The 14,752-nt window shown below is 70.8% G+C and carries 21 protein-coding genes; 13 read left to right on the top strand and 8 right to left on the bottom strand.

The genetic code is table 11. From position 1 onward, the window contains the following. Positions 1-27: 27 nt before the first annotated feature. Together HLB44_RS10135 and HLB44_RS10140 are read left to right on the top strand one after the other, a co-directional pair. Positions 28-405, top strand: coding sequence for a response regulator (locus HLB44_RS10135; RefSeq protein WP_173122461.1), 378 nt, complete (start codon positions 28-30; stop codon positions 403-405). Positions 406-501: 96 nt separating this feature from the next. Next, the gene (locus HLB44_RS10140; protein ID WP_173122462.1) at positions 502-1,002 is read left to right on the top strand and encodes a hypothetical protein; all 501 of its coding nucleotides are present in this window, start codon (positions 502-504) and stop codon (positions 1,000-1,002) included. A 16-nt stretch (positions 1,003-1,018) separates the two neighbouring features. On the opposite strand, the gene HLB44_RS10145 is transcribed toward HLB44_RS10140, so the two are convergent. Genes HLB44_RS10145 through HLB44_RS37145 form a run of 5 tightly spaced genes read right to left on the bottom strand, consistent with a single transcriptional unit; the run spans position 1,019 to position 5,502 of the window. Further along, a complete protein-coding gene (locus HLB44_RS10145) occupies positions 1,019-1,927 on the bottom strand; it encodes a dihydrodipicolinate synthase family protein (protein WP_173122463.1) in 909 nt (302 codons plus the stop codon). Beyond that, entirely contained in the window at positions 1,924-3,183 is a 1,260-nt protein-coding gene (locus HLB44_RS10150; RefSeq protein ID WP_173122464.1) for an FAD-dependent oxidoreductase, read from the bottom strand. The genes HLB44_RS10145 and HLB44_RS10150 overlap by 4 nt, the downstream gene beginning before the upstream one ends. Continuing rightward, positions 3,180-3,437 (bottom strand): (2Fe-2S)-binding protein, encoded by a 258-nt coding sequence (locus HLB44_RS10155; protein ID WP_343051279.1) that lies wholly within the window; start codon positions 3,435-3,437, stop codon positions 3,180-3,182. The genes HLB44_RS10150 and HLB44_RS10155 overlap by 4 nt, the downstream gene beginning before the upstream one ends. Then, a complete protein-coding gene (locus tag HLB44_RS10160; RefSeq protein WP_173122465.1) occupies positions 3,434-4,549 on the bottom strand; it encodes an FAD-dependent oxidoreductase in 1,116 nt (371 codons plus the stop codon). Before HLB44_RS10160 ends, HLB44_RS10155 begins: the two co-directional genes overlap by 4 nt. Further along, positions 4,546-5,502, bottom strand: a complete 957-nt coding sequence (locus HLB44_RS37145) for a proline racemase family protein (protein ID WP_173122466.1) — start codon at positions 5,500-5,502, stop codon at positions 4,546-4,548. Before HLB44_RS37145 ends, HLB44_RS10160 begins: the two co-directional genes overlap by 4 nt. 82 nt (positions 5,503-5,584) lie before the next feature. On the opposite strand from HLB44_RS37145, the gene HLB44_RS10170 reads away from it, so the two are divergent. The 3 genes from HLB44_RS10170 (at position 5,585) to HLB44_RS10180 (ending at position 7,222) form a co-directional block, all read left to right on the top strand. Then, the gene (locus HLB44_RS10170; RefSeq protein ID WP_173122467.1) at positions 5,585-6,286 is read left to right on the top strand and encodes an AraC family transcriptional regulator; all 702 of its coding nucleotides are present in this window, start codon (positions 5,585-5,587) and stop codon (positions 6,284-6,286) included. Positions 6,287-6,399: 113 nt separating this feature from the next. After that, positions 6,400-6,810, top strand: coding sequence for an MmcQ/YjbR family DNA-binding protein (locus HLB44_RS10175; protein WP_173122468.1), 411 nt, complete (start codon positions 6,400-6,402; stop codon positions 6,808-6,810). A 34-nt stretch (positions 6,811-6,844) separates the two neighbouring features. Further along, a complete protein-coding gene (locus tag HLB44_RS10180; protein WP_173122469.1) occupies positions 6,845-7,222 on the top strand; it encodes a DoxX-like family protein in 378 nt (125 codons plus the stop codon). Positions 7,223-7,231: 9 nt separating this feature from the next. On the opposite strand, the gene HLB44_RS10185 is transcribed toward HLB44_RS10180, so the two are convergent. Together HLB44_RS10185 and HLB44_RS10190 are read right to left on the bottom strand one after the other, a co-directional pair. Further along, entirely contained in the window at positions 7,232-8,131 is a 900-nt protein-coding gene (locus HLB44_RS10185) for an alpha/beta fold hydrolase (protein ID WP_173122470.1), read from the bottom strand. Positions 8,132-8,439: 308 nt separating this feature from the next. Then, positions 8,440-8,874, bottom strand: coding sequence for an HD domain-containing protein (locus HLB44_RS10190; RefSeq protein ID WP_173122471.1), 435 nt, complete (start codon positions 8,872-8,874; stop codon positions 8,440-8,442). Between the two features lie 103 nt (positions 8,875-8,977). Here HLB44_RS10190 and HLB44_RS10195 point away from each other — a divergent pair, with 103 nt between their 5' ends. Then, the gene (locus HLB44_RS10195; protein WP_173122472.1) at positions 8,978-9,232 is read left to right on the top strand and encodes a hypothetical protein; all 255 of its coding nucleotides are present in this window, start codon (positions 8,978-8,980) and stop codon (positions 9,230-9,232) included. 19 nt (positions 9,233-9,251) lie between these two features. Here HLB44_RS10195 and HLB44_RS10200 read toward each other — a convergent pair whose 3' ends face one another. Continuing rightward, complete coding sequence (locus HLB44_RS10200; protein WP_173122473.1) at positions 9,252-9,548, bottom strand: hypothetical protein; 297 nt, start codon at positions 9,546-9,548, stop codon at positions 9,252-9,254. A gap of 226 nt (positions 9,549-9,774) precedes the next feature. On the opposite strand from HLB44_RS10200, the gene HLB44_RS10205 reads away from it, so the two are divergent. The 7 genes from HLB44_RS10205 (at position 9,775) to paaE (ending at position 14,671) form a co-directional block, all read left to right on the top strand. Continuing rightward, complete coding sequence (locus HLB44_RS10205) at positions 9,775-10,317, top strand: hypothetical protein (protein ID WP_173122474.1); 543 nt, start codon at positions 9,775-9,777, stop codon at positions 10,315-10,317. A gap of 294 nt (positions 10,318-10,611) precedes the next feature. Beyond that, the gene (gene paaI, locus HLB44_RS10210) at positions 10,612-11,049 is read left to right on the top strand and encodes a hydroxyphenylacetyl-CoA thioesterase PaaI (protein ID WP_173122475.1); all 438 of its coding nucleotides are present in this window, start codon (positions 10,612-10,614) and stop codon (positions 11,047-11,049) included. A gap of 11 nt (positions 11,050-11,060) precedes the next feature. Beyond that, positions 11,061-11,999 carry a 1,2-phenylacetyl-CoA epoxidase subunit PaaA gene (gene paaA, locus HLB44_RS10215; protein ID WP_173122476.1) on the top strand — a complete coding sequence of 313 codons (939 nt, stop codon included), beginning with the start codon at positions 11,061-11,063 and terminating at the stop codon, positions 11,997-11,999. Further along, entirely contained in the window at positions 11,996-12,295 is a 300-nt protein-coding gene (gene paaB / locus HLB44_RS10220) for a 1,2-phenylacetyl-CoA epoxidase subunit PaaB (RefSeq protein WP_173122477.1), read from the top strand. The genes paaA and paaB overlap by 4 nt, the downstream gene beginning before the upstream one ends. An 8-nt stretch (positions 12,296-12,303) precedes the next feature. Next, a complete protein-coding gene (paaC, locus tag HLB44_RS10225; protein WP_173122478.1) occupies positions 12,304-13,080 on the top strand; it encodes a 1,2-phenylacetyl-CoA epoxidase subunit PaaC in 777 nt (258 codons plus the stop codon). Then, the gene (paaD, locus tag HLB44_RS10230; RefSeq protein WP_425500798.1) at positions 13,077-13,589 is read left to right on the top strand and encodes a 1,2-phenylacetyl-CoA epoxidase subunit PaaD; all 513 of its coding nucleotides are present in this window, start codon (positions 13,077-13,079) and stop codon (positions 13,587-13,589) included. The genes paaC and paaD overlap by 4 nt, the downstream gene beginning before the upstream one ends. Beyond that, positions 13,586-14,671, top strand: a complete 1,086-nt coding sequence (gene paaE / locus HLB44_RS10235) for a 1,2-phenylacetyl-CoA epoxidase subunit PaaE (RefSeq protein ID WP_173122480.1) — start codon at positions 13,586-13,588, stop codon at positions 14,669-14,671. The genes paaD and paaE overlap by 4 nt, the downstream gene beginning before the upstream one ends. Positions 14,672-14,752 lie beyond the last annotated feature (81 nt).

Consider the following 14,752-nt stretch of genomic DNA (forward strand, 5'->3'; position numbering starts at 1 on the left):
CAATCGCGCATCAAGAGGTAACCGCCGATGTCCGACAAGCCCCGCATCCTGATCGTCGACGACGACCCCGCCGTCACCGAGCTGCTCGAGCTGAAGCTCGACGAGCTGTTCGAGGTCCGCGTGACCAACGACCCGCGAGAGGTACAGGCCCTGGTGCGCCTGCACCAGCCCGACGCGGTGGTCTGCGACATCGACATGCCCGGGCTCGATGGCGGCGAAGTCTGCTTCCGCCTGAGCCAGGACCCGCTGACGAGCCACATCCCGGTGCTGTACCTGACGGCGATGGTCTCGGCCGCCGAGGTCAAGGCGCTCGATGGCACGCTCGGCGGCCGGCCCGGCGTCTCCAAGGGCGCGCCGGTGCCCGAGATCGCCAAGCGCATCCTCGAGGTGATCGCGACCCGTTGAATCCGACCGTTTCCACCGTCGAACGCGCAAATCCGGCGAAATCAATCACGGTCGTCACAATTTCCGGCGGGGTCGGCTGGGGCATGCTCGTGAGCCATGGACTTACGGCAACTTTCCAGCGGCCTGCCGCCGGACGATCACCGCGGCGGGCGCAAGCACCGGTACATGGAAGCGTCGGACATCAATGCAGCGTTCCGCGAGTTCTTCACGCCGCTGCGCAGCTACATCCGGCGCGGCATGCAGACCGACGGCCAGGTCTATTCGGTCGAGATGGACGTCTGCATCCCGGGTGAGCTGCTGGCCACTGACTGGATCCCGCTGCCCTCGCGCGGCATCAAGGATCCGGCGTCGATCCGCAATCCCGCGCGCCGCCGCGCCCTCTTCGACCAGCTGTTCGCCGAACAGCGGCCCGAAGCGCTGTTCGCCTACGTCTGCGAGCGCCACGAGGGCGAAGGTGCCCCGGTGCTGTACCTCGAGATTGTCTCGGCCGACGGCTGGTATGCCGCCGAGTACCCGATCCGCCGCGGCGAAGGCTGGCACCGCCGCGACCTGGCCGAAGCGCCGCATCGGCGCGTCAACCCGCTGGCGCTCGCTTAAGCAGCCTGGGCGCTGATCAGTCGAGCGCCGGCCGCGTCTCGAGCGCGCGCCGGATCACCGCTTCGGCCCGCCGCAACTCGTCACCCTCGAGCGCCAGCCGGGGCGCCCGCACCCGCGCACTGCCCAGCCCGACCATCTGCTGCGTCAGCTTGATCAGCTGCACGAACTTCGGCACGGTGTCCAGCCGCAGCAGCGGCAGGAACCACTCGTAGAGGCGCCGCGCCTCGTCGACGCGGCCGGCGCGCGCCAGCTCGAACAGGCGCACCGATTCGTGCGGCAGCGCGTTGACGAGACCGGCGATCCAGCCGCTGACGCCGACGCCGATGCCCTCGACGATCAGGTCGTCCACGCCCATCAGCAGCTTCAGCCGCTCGCCGAGCAAGGCGCGGATCGCGCTGACCCGGCGCACGTCGGCACTCGACTCCTTGATCGCCACCAGGTTCGTTTGCCGTTCGCACAACGCGGCCACCTGCTCGGGCGTGAAGTCGGTGCGGTAGGCGATCGGGTTGTTGTAGAGGATGCAGGGCAGCGCCGTCGCTGCGATCACCGCCTCGACATGCGCCTGCATCTCGCGCGCATCGGTCGAGTAGACGTAGGGCGGCAGCACCATCAGCCCCGCGCAACCCAGCTGCTCGGCCTGGCGGGCCTGCGCGACGGCGTCGGCGGTGCCGAGCGCCGCGATGCCGGCAATGACGCGGCGCGGGCCCGGCGTGGCGTGCAGCAGCGTCTGCAGCACGCTGCGGCGCTCGTCGGCGCTCAGGGTCGCCACTTCGCCGAGCGAGCCGAGCGCGACGATCGCGCTGCAGCCGGCGGCCGTCAACGTGCGCGCGTGGTGGTCGAGGAAGTCGCGGTCGATCGTGTCCTGCGCGGTGAACGGCGTCGTGATGGCCGGCATCACGCCGTCCATGAAGGCCAATTCGGTCATGGGGTCTCCTGGGGGTTGATAACAGGCAAAAGCGCCAGCGTCGCAGCGCGCGCCGGCATGAACGGCGGCCGCACGTCGTCGACCGACCAGCCCTTCAGCAGCGCCGCGGCGGCAGCGCACAGCCGGCCCTGGCAGTGGCCCATGCCGCAGCGCGTCTGCAGCCGGGCTTCGCGCCAGTCGGCGCAGCGCGCGACGTCGGCCCAGCGCACGTCTTCGCAGCGGCAGAGCAGCGTCCGGTCATCGGGACGCGGCGACTCCTCGCGGCGCGGCTCGAAAGCCTGGTGCAAGGCCTCGGCGAAAGCCCGCTCGCGCTGCAGCGCCGGGCCGAGCGCGCGGGCTTCGGATTCACGGCCGGCGGCCGCGAAGCCGGCGATGCGGCCTTCGAGGCAGGCCTTGGCGACACCGCCGATGCCAGTGCTTTCGCCGGCGGCGAAGATGCCGGGCTGCGAGGTCGCGCACAGCGTGTCGGTCAGCACGCCCCGGGGGCCGCGCGCGCAGCCGAGCAGCGTGGGCAGCGGCAGCTCGGGCAGCAGGCCGTGGCTGATCGCGAGCAGGTCGCAGGCGATCGTGTGCTGCGTGCCGCGGGCATCGGCCAGGCGAACGCCACCCAGCACGCCGCCGGCGGCATCGGCGGCGACGAGGCGCCAGCCGCAGCGGTAGGGCGTGCGCCGCAGCGCGAGGCGAAGCCGCAGCGCCTGCAGCAGCCGATCGGGGTGGCGATGCAGCCCGGCCGCGAAGCGCAGCACGCGCTTCCGCGGCGCCTGTTCGGCGATCAGCATCACCTGCGCGCCGGCGGCGCGGGCGCTGTCGGCCGCGGCCAGCAGCAGCGGTCCGGTGCCGGCGATCACGACGCGGCGCCCACGCAGCGACAGCCCGGCCTTCAGCATCAGCTGCAGCCCGCCGGCGGCGACCACGCCGGGCAGCGTCCACCCGGGAAACGGCAGCTGGCGCTCGCGCGCGCCGGTGGCCAGCACCAGGCGCTGCGCCGCGAGCCAGCGCGCCGGCGCGCCCGCGGGCTCGACCAGCAGCGCCGGCCCGTCGGCGGCGATCACACGCGCCGCATGCAGCCGCTGCACGCCCAGCCGGTCGGCCCGTGCGAGCAGTGCGTCGCGCACCGCCAGCGGCGTGCTGCCGGCCCACAGCCGGCCACCGGACGCGGGCATCTGGTCGAGCAGCGTGACGTGCGCGCCCGACGCGGCGGCCGCGCAGGCGGCGTTCAGGCCGGCCGGTCCGGCGCCGATCACCAGCACCTTCATCGCCGACCACCCCGCTGCGTCTGCACGCGCAGCCCGGCACGGCACGGCGTCAGGCACGCGAGCACGCCGTCGCGGCCGTCGATGGTCACGCGACATTCACCGCAGACGCCCATGCCGCACCACGGCAGCCGCACCTCGCCGCGCAGGCTGCGCCGCGCCGGCCGGCCGAGCGACCACAGCAGCGCAGCGACGTTCGACCCCGGCGGCGCCTCGCAAGCCTGGCCATCGATCATCAGCGTTAGCGATGCGCTCACACGCCCTCCTCGACCGCCAGCAGCATGCGCGCCGGATCGAAGGGCGCGGCGTCGATCGGGCAGTCGCGGCCGAGCATCTGCGCGACGAGCAACTGCGCCGTCGCCGGCGCCGTCGTGATGCCCAGGCCCTCGTGCCCGGCGGCGACCCAGACGCCCGGCAGAAGCGGCCAGCGCCCGATGCACGGCCGCCCGTCGGCGCTGCCCGGGCGCACGCCGGTCCACGCGCGCAGCACCGGCACGTCGGCCAGGCCCGGCACGAAGTGAATCGAGCGCCCCACCATGCGTCCGAACACCGCAGCGTCGATCGCCCGGTCATCGCGCCCGACCTGCCGGCACGAGCCGATCAACAGCTGCCCGGTCGGCCGCGGCTGCAGGTTGAAGGCGATCGAGTCGGCGCTGCCGTGCGCGCTGGCACCGTAGCCGACCTCCACCACCTGGTGCCGCAACGGCAGCGCGCAGCGGTCGGTGATCGCCAGATGCCCCTTGCGCGGCACGAAGCGCAGCTCCGGCAGCAGGCGTGCGCTGTCGAGCCCGGCGGCGATCACGATCGCGTCGGCACCGATGCGGCGGCCGTCGGCGAGTTGCACGCCACACGGCAGCACGCGCTGCACCGTGGCGCCGGCGGCCCAGGCGATGCGGCCGCGTCCTTCGTCGCCTAGAAGAGACCTCGCCACGCGCGGTGCATAGATCACGCCATCGCCGGCCACCCGCAGGCCGGCGGCCAGGCCGCGCCGCAGCACCGGCTCGGCGATGGCGAGCGTGCGCTCGTCGAGCCATTCGCAGCCGATGCCGGCCTGCTGCAGCCGCTGCTGCTTGGCGCGCAGCGCGGGCAACTCGTGGTCCTCGGTTGCCAGCCACAGCGTGCCGCAATCCCGGTACTCGCCGCTTGCCAAGTGCCCGCTCTGCCGCCACAGCGCGAGCGACCAGCGGCTCAGCGCGAGCTCGGCCGGATCGTCGTCCAGCACCACCAGGTGGCCCATGCCGGCGGCGGTCGCGCCGTCGCCGGGCGACAGCGCGCTCAGCACGTGCACGCGCTGCCCCTGCTGGGCCAGCGCCGCGGCGATGAACGCGCCGACGATGCCGGCGCCGATCACCAGCACGTCCGCCGTCACTGGATGCCCCAGCAGAACGGATCGGCGTCGTCGAGCAGCAGCTGGCCCTCGGCGTTGACATGGGCGCGGCCGGTGATCTCGGGCAGCACGGCCCGATCGGCCTGCGGATCGGCATCCGCGTCGGCCCAGCGATAACGCGCCTCGAAAACGCTGCCGACCACGCTCTGCTGTCGCCACAGCGCGCCCGGCGCGAGCTTCCCGTCGGCCGCCAGGCAGGCCAGCTTGGCACTGGTGCCGGTGCCGCAGGGCGAACGGTCGTAGGCCTTGCCGGGGCACAGCACGAAGCTGCGGCTGTCGGCCTGCTCGCTCGGCGCGAACAGCTCGATGTGGTCGATCTCGGCACCGTCGCGGCCGCTGATGCGCTGCGCCGCGAGTGCGCAGCGGATGCGCCATGCGGCGTCGGTCAGCAGCTCGATCTGCGGCACGCCGATCGGCGTCGCGCGCCAGTCGGCGAGGAAGAACCAGTTGCCGCCCCAGGCGACGTCGCCCGTCACCTCGCCGATGCCGGGCACCGCGACGATCAGCTTCGCGCGCCAGCGGTACGAGGGCACGTTCTGCACAGTCACGCGGCCGTCATCGTGCAGCTGGCAGCGCACGCTGCCGACCGGCGTGTCGAGCACGTGCAGGCCGGGCTGAATGCGGCCGAGGTGCTGCAAAGTCGTGATCACGCCGATCGCGCCGTGCCCGCACATGCCGAGCACGCCGACGTTGTTGAAGAAGATCACCGAGGCCGCCGAGCCCGGCTCGACGGGCGGCGCGAGCAGCGCGCCGACCAGCACGTCCGAGCCGCGCGGCTCGCAGACCACCGCGCGGCGCCAGGCATCGTGCTCGCGCACCAGCCGGTCGCGCCGCTCGGCCAGGCGGGTCGTCGGGTCCAGCGGCGGCAGGCCGTCGAGCACCACGCGCGTGGGCTCGCCGCCGGTGTGCGAATCGATGAACGAGATGCGATGCATGCGCCGCATCTTCGAGCGCAGAGCGTCCCCGCGTCTTGCACCGAAGCCGCGAAGGGGATGCCGAAATCTGCACAATGAGCCGATGCTGAGCCTGGACGAAGCCCGCACCCTGTTCGACGCCTGCCCGGACGTCGTGTTCTTCGCCAAGGATCGCCTCGGCCGCTACACCGGTGCCAACCGCACGCTGCTGCAGCGGCTGGGGCTGGCCGACGAGTCGGCGCTGCTCGGCCGCACGCCGCGCGAGCTGTTTCCCGAGCCGCTGGGCGCGAGTTACCACGCGCAGGACCTGGCCGTCATCGCCTCGGGCCGGCCGCTGCTCGACGAGCTGGAGCGCCACCTGTTCCCGAACCATGCGCACGGATGGTGCCTGACGCGCAAGCTGCCGCTGCAGCGCGCCGGCCGCACCGTCGGCGTGATCGGCATCTCGCGCGACCTGCCGCTGTCGGCGCAGAGCGCGCACGTGATCGGCCGCCTGCAGCGCGTGATCGAGCATGTGCAGGCCACGTTCGCGAGCGAGATCCGCATCGGCGACTTGGCGGCGATGGCTCACCTGTCGGTGGCGCAGTTCGAGCGCCAGTTCGCGCGGGTGATGCAGATCACGCCGAAGCGCTGGCTGATCTCGGTGCGGCTGGAAGCGGCGATGCGTGCGCTCGAAGCCGGCGGCGAATCGGTCGCGGCGATCGCGCAGGCCTCGGGCTTTGCGGACCACAGCGCGTTCACGCGCAGCTTCCGCAAGCATGTCGGGCTGACACCGACGCAGTACCAGCAGGCGACGCGGCGATAGGCGTCTCGCGCCGCTCTGTTTCGGGTTCTTCCAAGACGGCGCGGCCAGCACGCGGCTATCGTCGGCGCCATGGTTCCCGAACAGACTCTCCCTCGCATCCACGCGTCTTTCAGATGACCACCCACACGCTGCCCGCGGTCCCGCACGAGGTGCTGGCCAAGCTGCGCGCGATCTGCCTGGCGCTGCCGGAGGTGGTCGAAGAGTCGGCGTGGACCGGCATCCGCTGGTCGGTGCGCAAGAAGAACTTCGCCCACGTGCTGATGATCGACGGCGGCGAGCCGGCCGCCTACGCCCGCGCCGCCGGCCGCGCCGGTCCGGCCTGCGTGCTGACCTTCCGGCTGCCACGCGGCAAGCTCGATGCAGCAGGCTTTCATCATGACCCGTACTTCCGCCCCGTGTGGTTCCCTAACATCGCCGGACGGGTGGTCGACGAGCGGATCGACTGGGACGAGGTCGAGCAATTGCTGATCGACAGCTACGGCGTGCTGGCACCGAAGAAACTGGCGGCGATGGTCGATCGGTGATGCCGCCTGGAGCGACGCACAATGGTTCGCACGCATGAACACCGCACTCGGCATCGCCCGCACCAGCTCCGCAGCGATCTGGATCTACCAGGGCCTGGTGCCGAAGATCCTCGGCCCGCATGCCGACGAAGTCGCGATGATGAATGCAGCGGGCATACCGGCGTCGCTGCAGGCCATCGCCACATCGACCGCCGGCCTGCTGGAAATCCTGCTCGGCCTGTGCATCCTTGCGCTGCCCCGCCAGGCCTGGCCGCACCTGCTGAGCATGCTGGCCCTGGCCGGCCTGCTGGCCTTCGTCGTGGTCTTCGCGCCCGCTTACCTGGTGGCCGCATTCAACCCGGTCGCCGGGAACATCGGCCTCGGCGCGCTGTCGGCCATCGCCTGGCTCGCCACGCGGCAGCAGCGCGCGTGACCTCGGTGTTCAGCGCTCCGCCAGGAACGCCAGCACCTGCTTGGCCACCGCGTCCGGCCGCTCGCGCTGCAGGAAGTGCCCGCATTCGTCGAGCACGACGCGGCGGAAGCCGCCGGTGTAGAACGCCTCCTGCCCGAGCTGCGTGTCGACGAACAGGTCGACCGCGTCGCGCGCGCCCTGCAGGTTCAAGGTCGGCGATGTGATGCGGGGGTCCTGTGCCAGCCGGTGGCTCGCCGCGGCGTCGCGCGGATCGGCGGACGGGTCCTGATCGAAGGATCGATAGGCCGACAGCACGACCGCGGTCCAGTCCGAATTGCCGAGCGACAGCGCCAGCGACGCAAACTCCGCCTCGGCGAAGCGCCAGCCCGGCGACCACTGCTCCCACAGATAACGCGCAAAGCACGCGCGGTCGGCATCGATCAGCGCCTGCGCCAGCGGCGTCTGGAACAACCACTGGGTCCAGCCGGCATGCAGCGTCGCCCACGAGGGCCGCTTGCCCTGCGCGAACACGGCAGCGTTCAGCAGCCCGTGCCCGTTCAGCAGCACCATGCGCTCGACCCGCTCGGGGTGCAGGATCGCCAGTGCCTGCGCGGTCGCGGCGCCCCAGTCCTGCCCGACCAGCACGACGCGGTCGAGGCGCAGCGCATCGAGCAGCGCGAGCAGGTCGCGTGCCCTCGCCGCGGGCTGGCCGCTGCGCGGCGTGTCGGCCGAATGGAAGCGCGTGGATCCGCAGCCGCGCACGTGCGGCGCCAGCGCGTGGCGGCCGGCGGTGGCCAGGATCGGGCCGACGCCGCGCCAGGCGCTGGCGTCGTCCGGAAAGCCATGCAGCAGGATCAGCGGCGGCTCCCGGCCTGGCTCGCCATAACGCTCGAAGCCGATGTGCAGCTGGTCGGTGTCGACGTGCTCCATCAGTGTCCGCCCGGCCGCCCGAAGGACACTGAGCGCCCCTCGGGGGCCGCGAACGAAGTGAGCTGGGGGCTGACCATACGCGGGCTTTTACGTCGATCGCGCCGGCCCCACTGTGAGAAGGCGTGAGCGGCCGGAAAGCCCTGCCGGTGGGTGGGTGGCCGAAGCGCGGCGGGCAAGAACTCCCGCTTCCTCCTCCTTCGTTGCCCGGCATCGCCTCGGCCCCCGGACGGCACTGTGCCGCGCACGGCGGGCCGGCGCCATCGCCCTGAAGGGGGCCCCCGCGAGAGGGATGCCGCGTGGGTACTGGGTCACACCCCGTTCTGCTCGGCCAGCAGCAGCGCGCGCACCTGCGCGTAGATCTTCAGCCGGGCGTGGTCGGCTTCGGTGGGCTGCGCGATGCGGCTCAAGTCCATGTTGTCGGTGACGTCGGCGAGCTTGACGGCCCGCGCGATCGGGTTCGCCGCGGCGCGCGCCGCTGCCGCGAGCCGGTCCTCGCCCTTCGTCTTGGTCAGCGCGCGCACGGCCTGAAGCACCTCCTCGGGGAAGCCTTCGCTGCGCAGCTCGTCGAGCGTGACGCTGGTGTCCTCGACCACGTCGTGCAGCACCGCGGCGATGCGTTCGGGCGGCCGCTTCACCGCCAGCATCACGCGCAGCGGATGAAGGATGTAGGGCTGGCCCGCCTTGTCGACCTGGCCGGCGTGCGCGCGGGCGGCAATCTGAATCGCTCGTTCCAGGGTCGACATCGGCGGCTCCTCGGTGCGGCAGCCAGTATGCCCGGCGCGACCGTGCAGTCTTCAGGGTGCGGCACGCAGTTTGCCCGCGGCCGTTCTCAACTGGAGAACCGACATGGAAAAGCGCCTGCACTGGCTGGAGTCCTTCGAAGCCCGCGGCTCCGACGGACAGACTTACAAGGTACGCGGCTACGAACACCTTGCGCGCGACGAGTCGATCCCCGACGGCATGGAGCGCTGGGAGCCGACCGGCACGGCCGAGTACCGGCTGGCCGACGGGGGGCGTGTCGATGCGCGCGGCGACGGCAGCCTGCGGCTGCCGAGCGGGGTCGTGCTCGAGCGGATGCGCGAAGCGCAGAAGCTGGCCTGAGGCGCTGGGCGCCCGGCGCTCAGGCCTGCGAGTTCATGTAGCGCAGCATCTGGTTCATGCCGAAGTCGGTCGTCATGCCCATCGCACTGCCGATGTTCTGCTTGTAGACCATGCTGCCTCGGATCAGGTCGGTGTGGTTCGTCGGCGACTTGGACCAGACGATGAAGTCCTTGCCGACGTGCACGTGCGGGTACTTATTCTGCGACGGCACGAAGATGTCCTTGCCCTGAGCGACGTAGGTCGCGACATCGAAGTAGCTGCTGTAGAGGTCATTCGAGGTGACCCATTCCCGTACCATCTTGATCGTCAGCGTCATCTGATGCTCCGTAGTGATTTGGATTCGAACGCCGCGCAGCTTAGGCCGCGCGGCGTTCGCACGTCGAGAGACGAAAGCCACATCGCGCGCCATACAGCCTAGGGATGGGCCTAGGGATGGGCAGCGCGGGTCCGGGACGATTCAATCCGCGCCCACCGGCGACCCGAGAGGTCGCCGGTTCGCTTGTTGTCACCCCAACCCAAATCCAAACACGGGAGCTTTCCGGATGAACCGAACCCTCACGGCGTTGCGCCGCTTCACCCTCGGTGCCCTCGCGGCCACGCTGCTTTCAGGCGCCAGCGCCACGGAGGCCGAGAGCACGACCGCCGCCTCCGGCCCGACGAAGCGCTCGTTGTCGCTGCGTGCGCGCGTGACCGAGACCGTGATCTTCACCGGCGCGCCGCCGTGCTTCGCGATTTCCACCGTGCAGGGCAGCGGCCGCTCGAACGTGCTGGGCCGCTTCACGATGAATGCACAGGATTGCATCAACCCGCAAGGCGCCTTCGACCCGGCCGGGCGCAATGCTTTCAACTTTTCGAGCCTGCCGACCACGCTGATCTTCACCGCCGCCAACGGTGATCGCGTGCACGCCACCTACAGCGGCACCCTGAACCGCCGCGGCCATTTGCGCGGGCACTTCGTGATCACCGGCGGCACCGGCCAGTTCTTCGGTGCCACGGGCGGCGGCACGCTGAGCGGCGACCTGGACACATCGCAGATCGTCACCACGCACGGCACCATGGACGCCGACGGCGAGATCGTCTACTGATCGTGCGGGCCGGCGGGCGGGTGACGTACGGCGCACACCGTGACCAACAAATGAAACCTCCGGGAACGCCCCACCCGCCCTAGACTGCGGTCCGCCGGTTGCAACCTCCCTCCCTCCCAATCCCGCAGCCGGTCTTCTCGCCACGCAGCTTCCCTGCGTGGCGATTTTCTTTGGGCACGTCGACTTGGCGGAATTGCCGACTTGCAGCGGTCCGGGTGGCACCCTATCATCGACCGAACGGTCGGTCGAACTCATCCGCCCGCCCGTTTCCCCGTATCGCAGCCCGGAGCCCGCATGCCCGACCGCAGCCCGCAGCAGACCGCCGAGCTCGTCCGTGACCGGATGTTCGCCGGCGATCGCGCCTCCCGACACCTCGGTTTCGAGGTCACCGAGATCGCACCCGGCCGCGCCACGCTGACGATGACGGTGCGCGAGGACATGCTCAACGGCCACGCGCTGTGCCACGGCGGGCTGATCGCCACGCTGGCCGATTCGGCCTTCGCGTTCGCCTGCAATTCGTACAACGAGCGCACCGTCGCGTCGGGCTTCGCGATCGACATCCTCGCCCCGGGCCGGCTCGGCGACGTGCTGACGGCCCGCTGCGCCGAAGTGAGCAAGACCGGCCGCCTCGGCGTCTACGACGTCGAGGTCCACAACCAGCGCGGCGAGCGCATCGCGATGTTCCGCGGCCGCTCGTACACGCAGCGCGGCCAGCCCGCGGTGACTGCCTGAGGTTGAACGCCATGGAGACCGCACAGCTGCAGCAGTCCTTCGACGCCCGCATCGACGCCGGCGACTTCATCGAGGCCAAGGACTGGATGCCCGAGCACTACCGCAAGACGCTGGTGCGGCAGATCAGCCAGCACGCGCATTCCGAGATCGTCGGCATGCTGCCCGAGGGCAACTGGATCAGCCGCGCGCCGACGCTCAAGCGCAAGGCGATCCTGCTGGCCAAGGTGCAGGACGAAGCCGGCCACGGCCTTTACCTGTATGCGGCGGCCGAGACGCTGGGCACCTCGCGCGATGAGATGCTCGATGCGCTGCACACCGGCCGCGCCAAGTACAGCTCGATCTTCAACTACCCGACGCTGAGCTGGGCCGATGTCGGCACGATCGGCTGGCTGGTCGACGGCGCGGCGATCATGAACCAGGTGCCGCTGTGCCGCTGCTCGTATGCGCCGTATGCGCGGGCGATGATCCGCATCTGCCGCGAAGAGAGCTTCCACCAGCGCCAGGGCTTCGAGAGCCTGCTGACGATGATGACGCACGGCACCGACGCGCAGCGCGCGATGGTGCAGGACGCGGTGAACCGCTGGTGGTGGCCGTCGATCATGATGTTCGGCCCGCCCGACGACCAGTCGCCGAACTCGGCGCAATCGATGCGCTGGGGCATCAAGCGCATCAGCAACGACGAGCTGCGGCAGAAGTTCATCGACGCCACCGTCGAGCAGGCCAAGGTGCTCGGCGTCACGCTGCCGGACCCCGAGCTGAAGTGGAACGAGGCGCGCGGGCACCACGATTTCGGCGCCATCGACTGGGGCGAGTTCAAGCGCGTGCTGTCCGGCGACGGCCCCTGCAACCGCGAACGCCTGGCCGCGCGCGTGCAGGCCTGGGACGACGGCGCGTGGGTGCGCGAAGCGGCGATGGCGCATGCCTCGAAACACACGGGAGCATCGCCATGAGCACCGCTCCGTCGACCACTGAATGGCCGCTGTGGGAAGTATTTGTCCGCAGCAAGGCCGGCCTCGACCACAAACACTGCGGCAGCCTGCATGCGGCGGACCCGAAGATGGCGCTGCAGATGGCGCGCGACGTCTACGCACGGCGCCAGGAAGGCGTCAGCCTGTGGGTGGTGCGCTCGGACCAGATCATCGCCAGCGACCCGGGCGACCGCGAGATGCTGTTCGACCCGATGGAAGACAAGGTCTACCGGCACCCGACCTTCTACAAGCTGCCGCAGGCCGTCGATCACCTGTGATGGCCGTGATGCAAGCCTCGATCGCGCTTTCGCCCGACGCGACACAGCAATACCTGCTGCGCATCGCCGACACCTGCCTGGTCCTCGCGCAGCGCACCAGCGAATGGTGCGGCCACGGGCCGATCCTCGAGGAGGACATCGCGCTCGCCAACATGGCGCTCGACCTGATCGGCCAGGCCCGCGCGCTGCTTGCGCATGCGGGCACGCTGGGCGAGACCCGCTACGACGAGGACCAGCTCGCCTTCCTGCGCGATGAGCGCGACTACCGCAACATCACGCTGGTCGAGCTGCCGCGCGGCGACTTCGCCTTCACTGTCGTGCGCAACGTCTTGGTCGCGAGCTTCCTGAAGGCGATGTGGGCGCGCCTGGCCACCGAATCGACCGATGCCGAGCTGGCTGCGATCGCCGCCAAGGCGCTGAAGGAAGCGCGCTACCACCAGCAGCACGCCGCCGACTGGCTGCTGCGCCTGGCCGACGGGACGCCCGAATCGCGCTGCCGCACCGAATCGGCGTTAGGTGCGCTCTGGCCCTACACCGCCGAGCTGTTCGAGGCCGACGCCATCGACGAGGCGGCCCGCACGACCGGCCTGGGCCCGAGCTGGGGCGAGCTGCGCGAACCGTGGCTCGCCGACATCACGCCGCTGTTCCAAGCCGCGGCCTTGAGCCGGCCCGCGGCGAGCGCCTTCCGCAGCACCGGCAAGCACGGTCGGCACAGCGAGCACATGGGCTTTCTGCTGGCCGAGATGCAGCATCTGCAGCGCGCGTATCCCGGAGGCACGTGGTGAGCCTCACCGCGACGGCTTCCCGCATCGACGCCGCCTGGCGCGTGCTGGCCGGCGTGCCCGATCCGGAGGTTCCGGCGCTGTCGGTCTGCGACCTGGGCATCGTGCGGGAAGTCAATGACGACGGCGAGACGCTCGAAGTCGTGCTGACGCCGACCTATTCCGGCTGCCCGGCCACCGAGGCGATCGCCGCCGACGTGCTGCAGGCGCTGGGCGCAGCCGGCCTCGGGCCTGCCCGCACGACGCTGCGCCGCGCGCCGGCCTGGACCAGCGACTGGATCAGCGAAGACGGCCGCCGCAAGCTGCGCGACTACGGCATCGTGCCGCCGGGCCCGGTGGGCGGGGAGCAGCCGATCCACTTCGCCGCCAACCGTCGCGCCCCGGCGCTCGCCTGCCCGCGCTGCGGCAGTGCACGCACCGAGCGCCTGTCGGCCTTCGGCTCGACCGCCTGCAAGGCGCTGTACCGCTGCCTCGCGTGCCGCGAACCCTTCGAGCACTTCAAGCCGCTGTGACCGCGCTATTCCACCCCCTGCGCGTGCGCTCGATCCGCCCCGACACGAGCGAGGCGGTGGTGGTCGCCTTCGACGTGCCGCCCGCGCTGCGCGAGGTCTTCGGCTTCACGCAGGGCCAATACCTGACCTTGCGCACGCAGATCGACGGCCAGGAACTGCGCCGCTCGTACTCCATCTGCGCCGGCATCGACGATGGTGAATTGCGGGTCGGCGTGCGCAAGGTCGCCGGCGGCGTGTTCTCGAACTGGATCAACGCCTCGCTGCGCGCCGGCGACGTGATCGACGTGATGGCGCCGCAGGGCCGCTTCTTCGTGCCGCTGGATCCGCTGTCGCGGCGGCATCACGTCGGCATCGCCGGCGGCAGCGGCATCACGCCGATCCTGTCGATCGCCAAGACCGTGCTGGCGCGCGAGCCGGGCAGCCGTTTCACGCTGGTCTACGGCAACCGGCGCCTCGCGTCGACGATGTTCAAGGAGGAGCTCGAGGACCTGAAGAACCGCCACATGGCGCGATTCGCGATCCACCACGTCTTCTCGGATGAACACTCCGACGCGGCGCCGCTGCTGCACGGCGTGCTCGACCGCGACAAGCTGGCGGCGCTGCTGGCCACGCTGATCCGCGCGCCGAGCATCGACGAAGCCTACATCTGCGGCCCGTTCGCGATGAACGACGAGGCCGAGGCCGCGCTGCTGGCCGCCGGCGTCGCCGAAGAGCGCATCCACATCGAGCGCTTCGGCATCGCGCCGCAGATGGGCAGCGTCGATGCCGTGGTGCATGCCGCGGCGCCGGGTGATGCCGACGAGGCGCGCGTCGTGATCATCCGCGACGGGCTGCAGCGCGAGGTGGTGTTCCGCCGCGACCAGCCGAGCATCCTCGATTGCGCGTCGGCCGCCGGGCTCGAAGTGCCCTACTCCTGCACCTCGGGCGTCTGCGGCACCTGCCGCGCAAAGCTGCTCGAAGGCCGCGTGCGCATGGAACGCAACTTCGCGCTCGACAAGCAGGAGGTCGCCGCCGGCTTCGTGCTGACCTGCCAGGCGCATCCGCTGACGGAGCGGGTGGTGCTGTCGTTCGATGAACGTTAGCGCGCTGCGCTCGACCTTGTAGGAGTTTCGGCAGCGCGACTGTCAAAGTTGCCCGACTACCGGCAACCGGCCCGGGGTGTT

Origin of the sequence: Pseudaquabacterium terrae (genome assembly GCF_013266755.1) — a bacterium.
Classification (GTDB): Bacteria; Pseudomonadota; Gammaproteobacteria; order Burkholderiales; family Burkholderiaceae_C; genus Pseudaquabacterium; species Pseudaquabacterium terrae.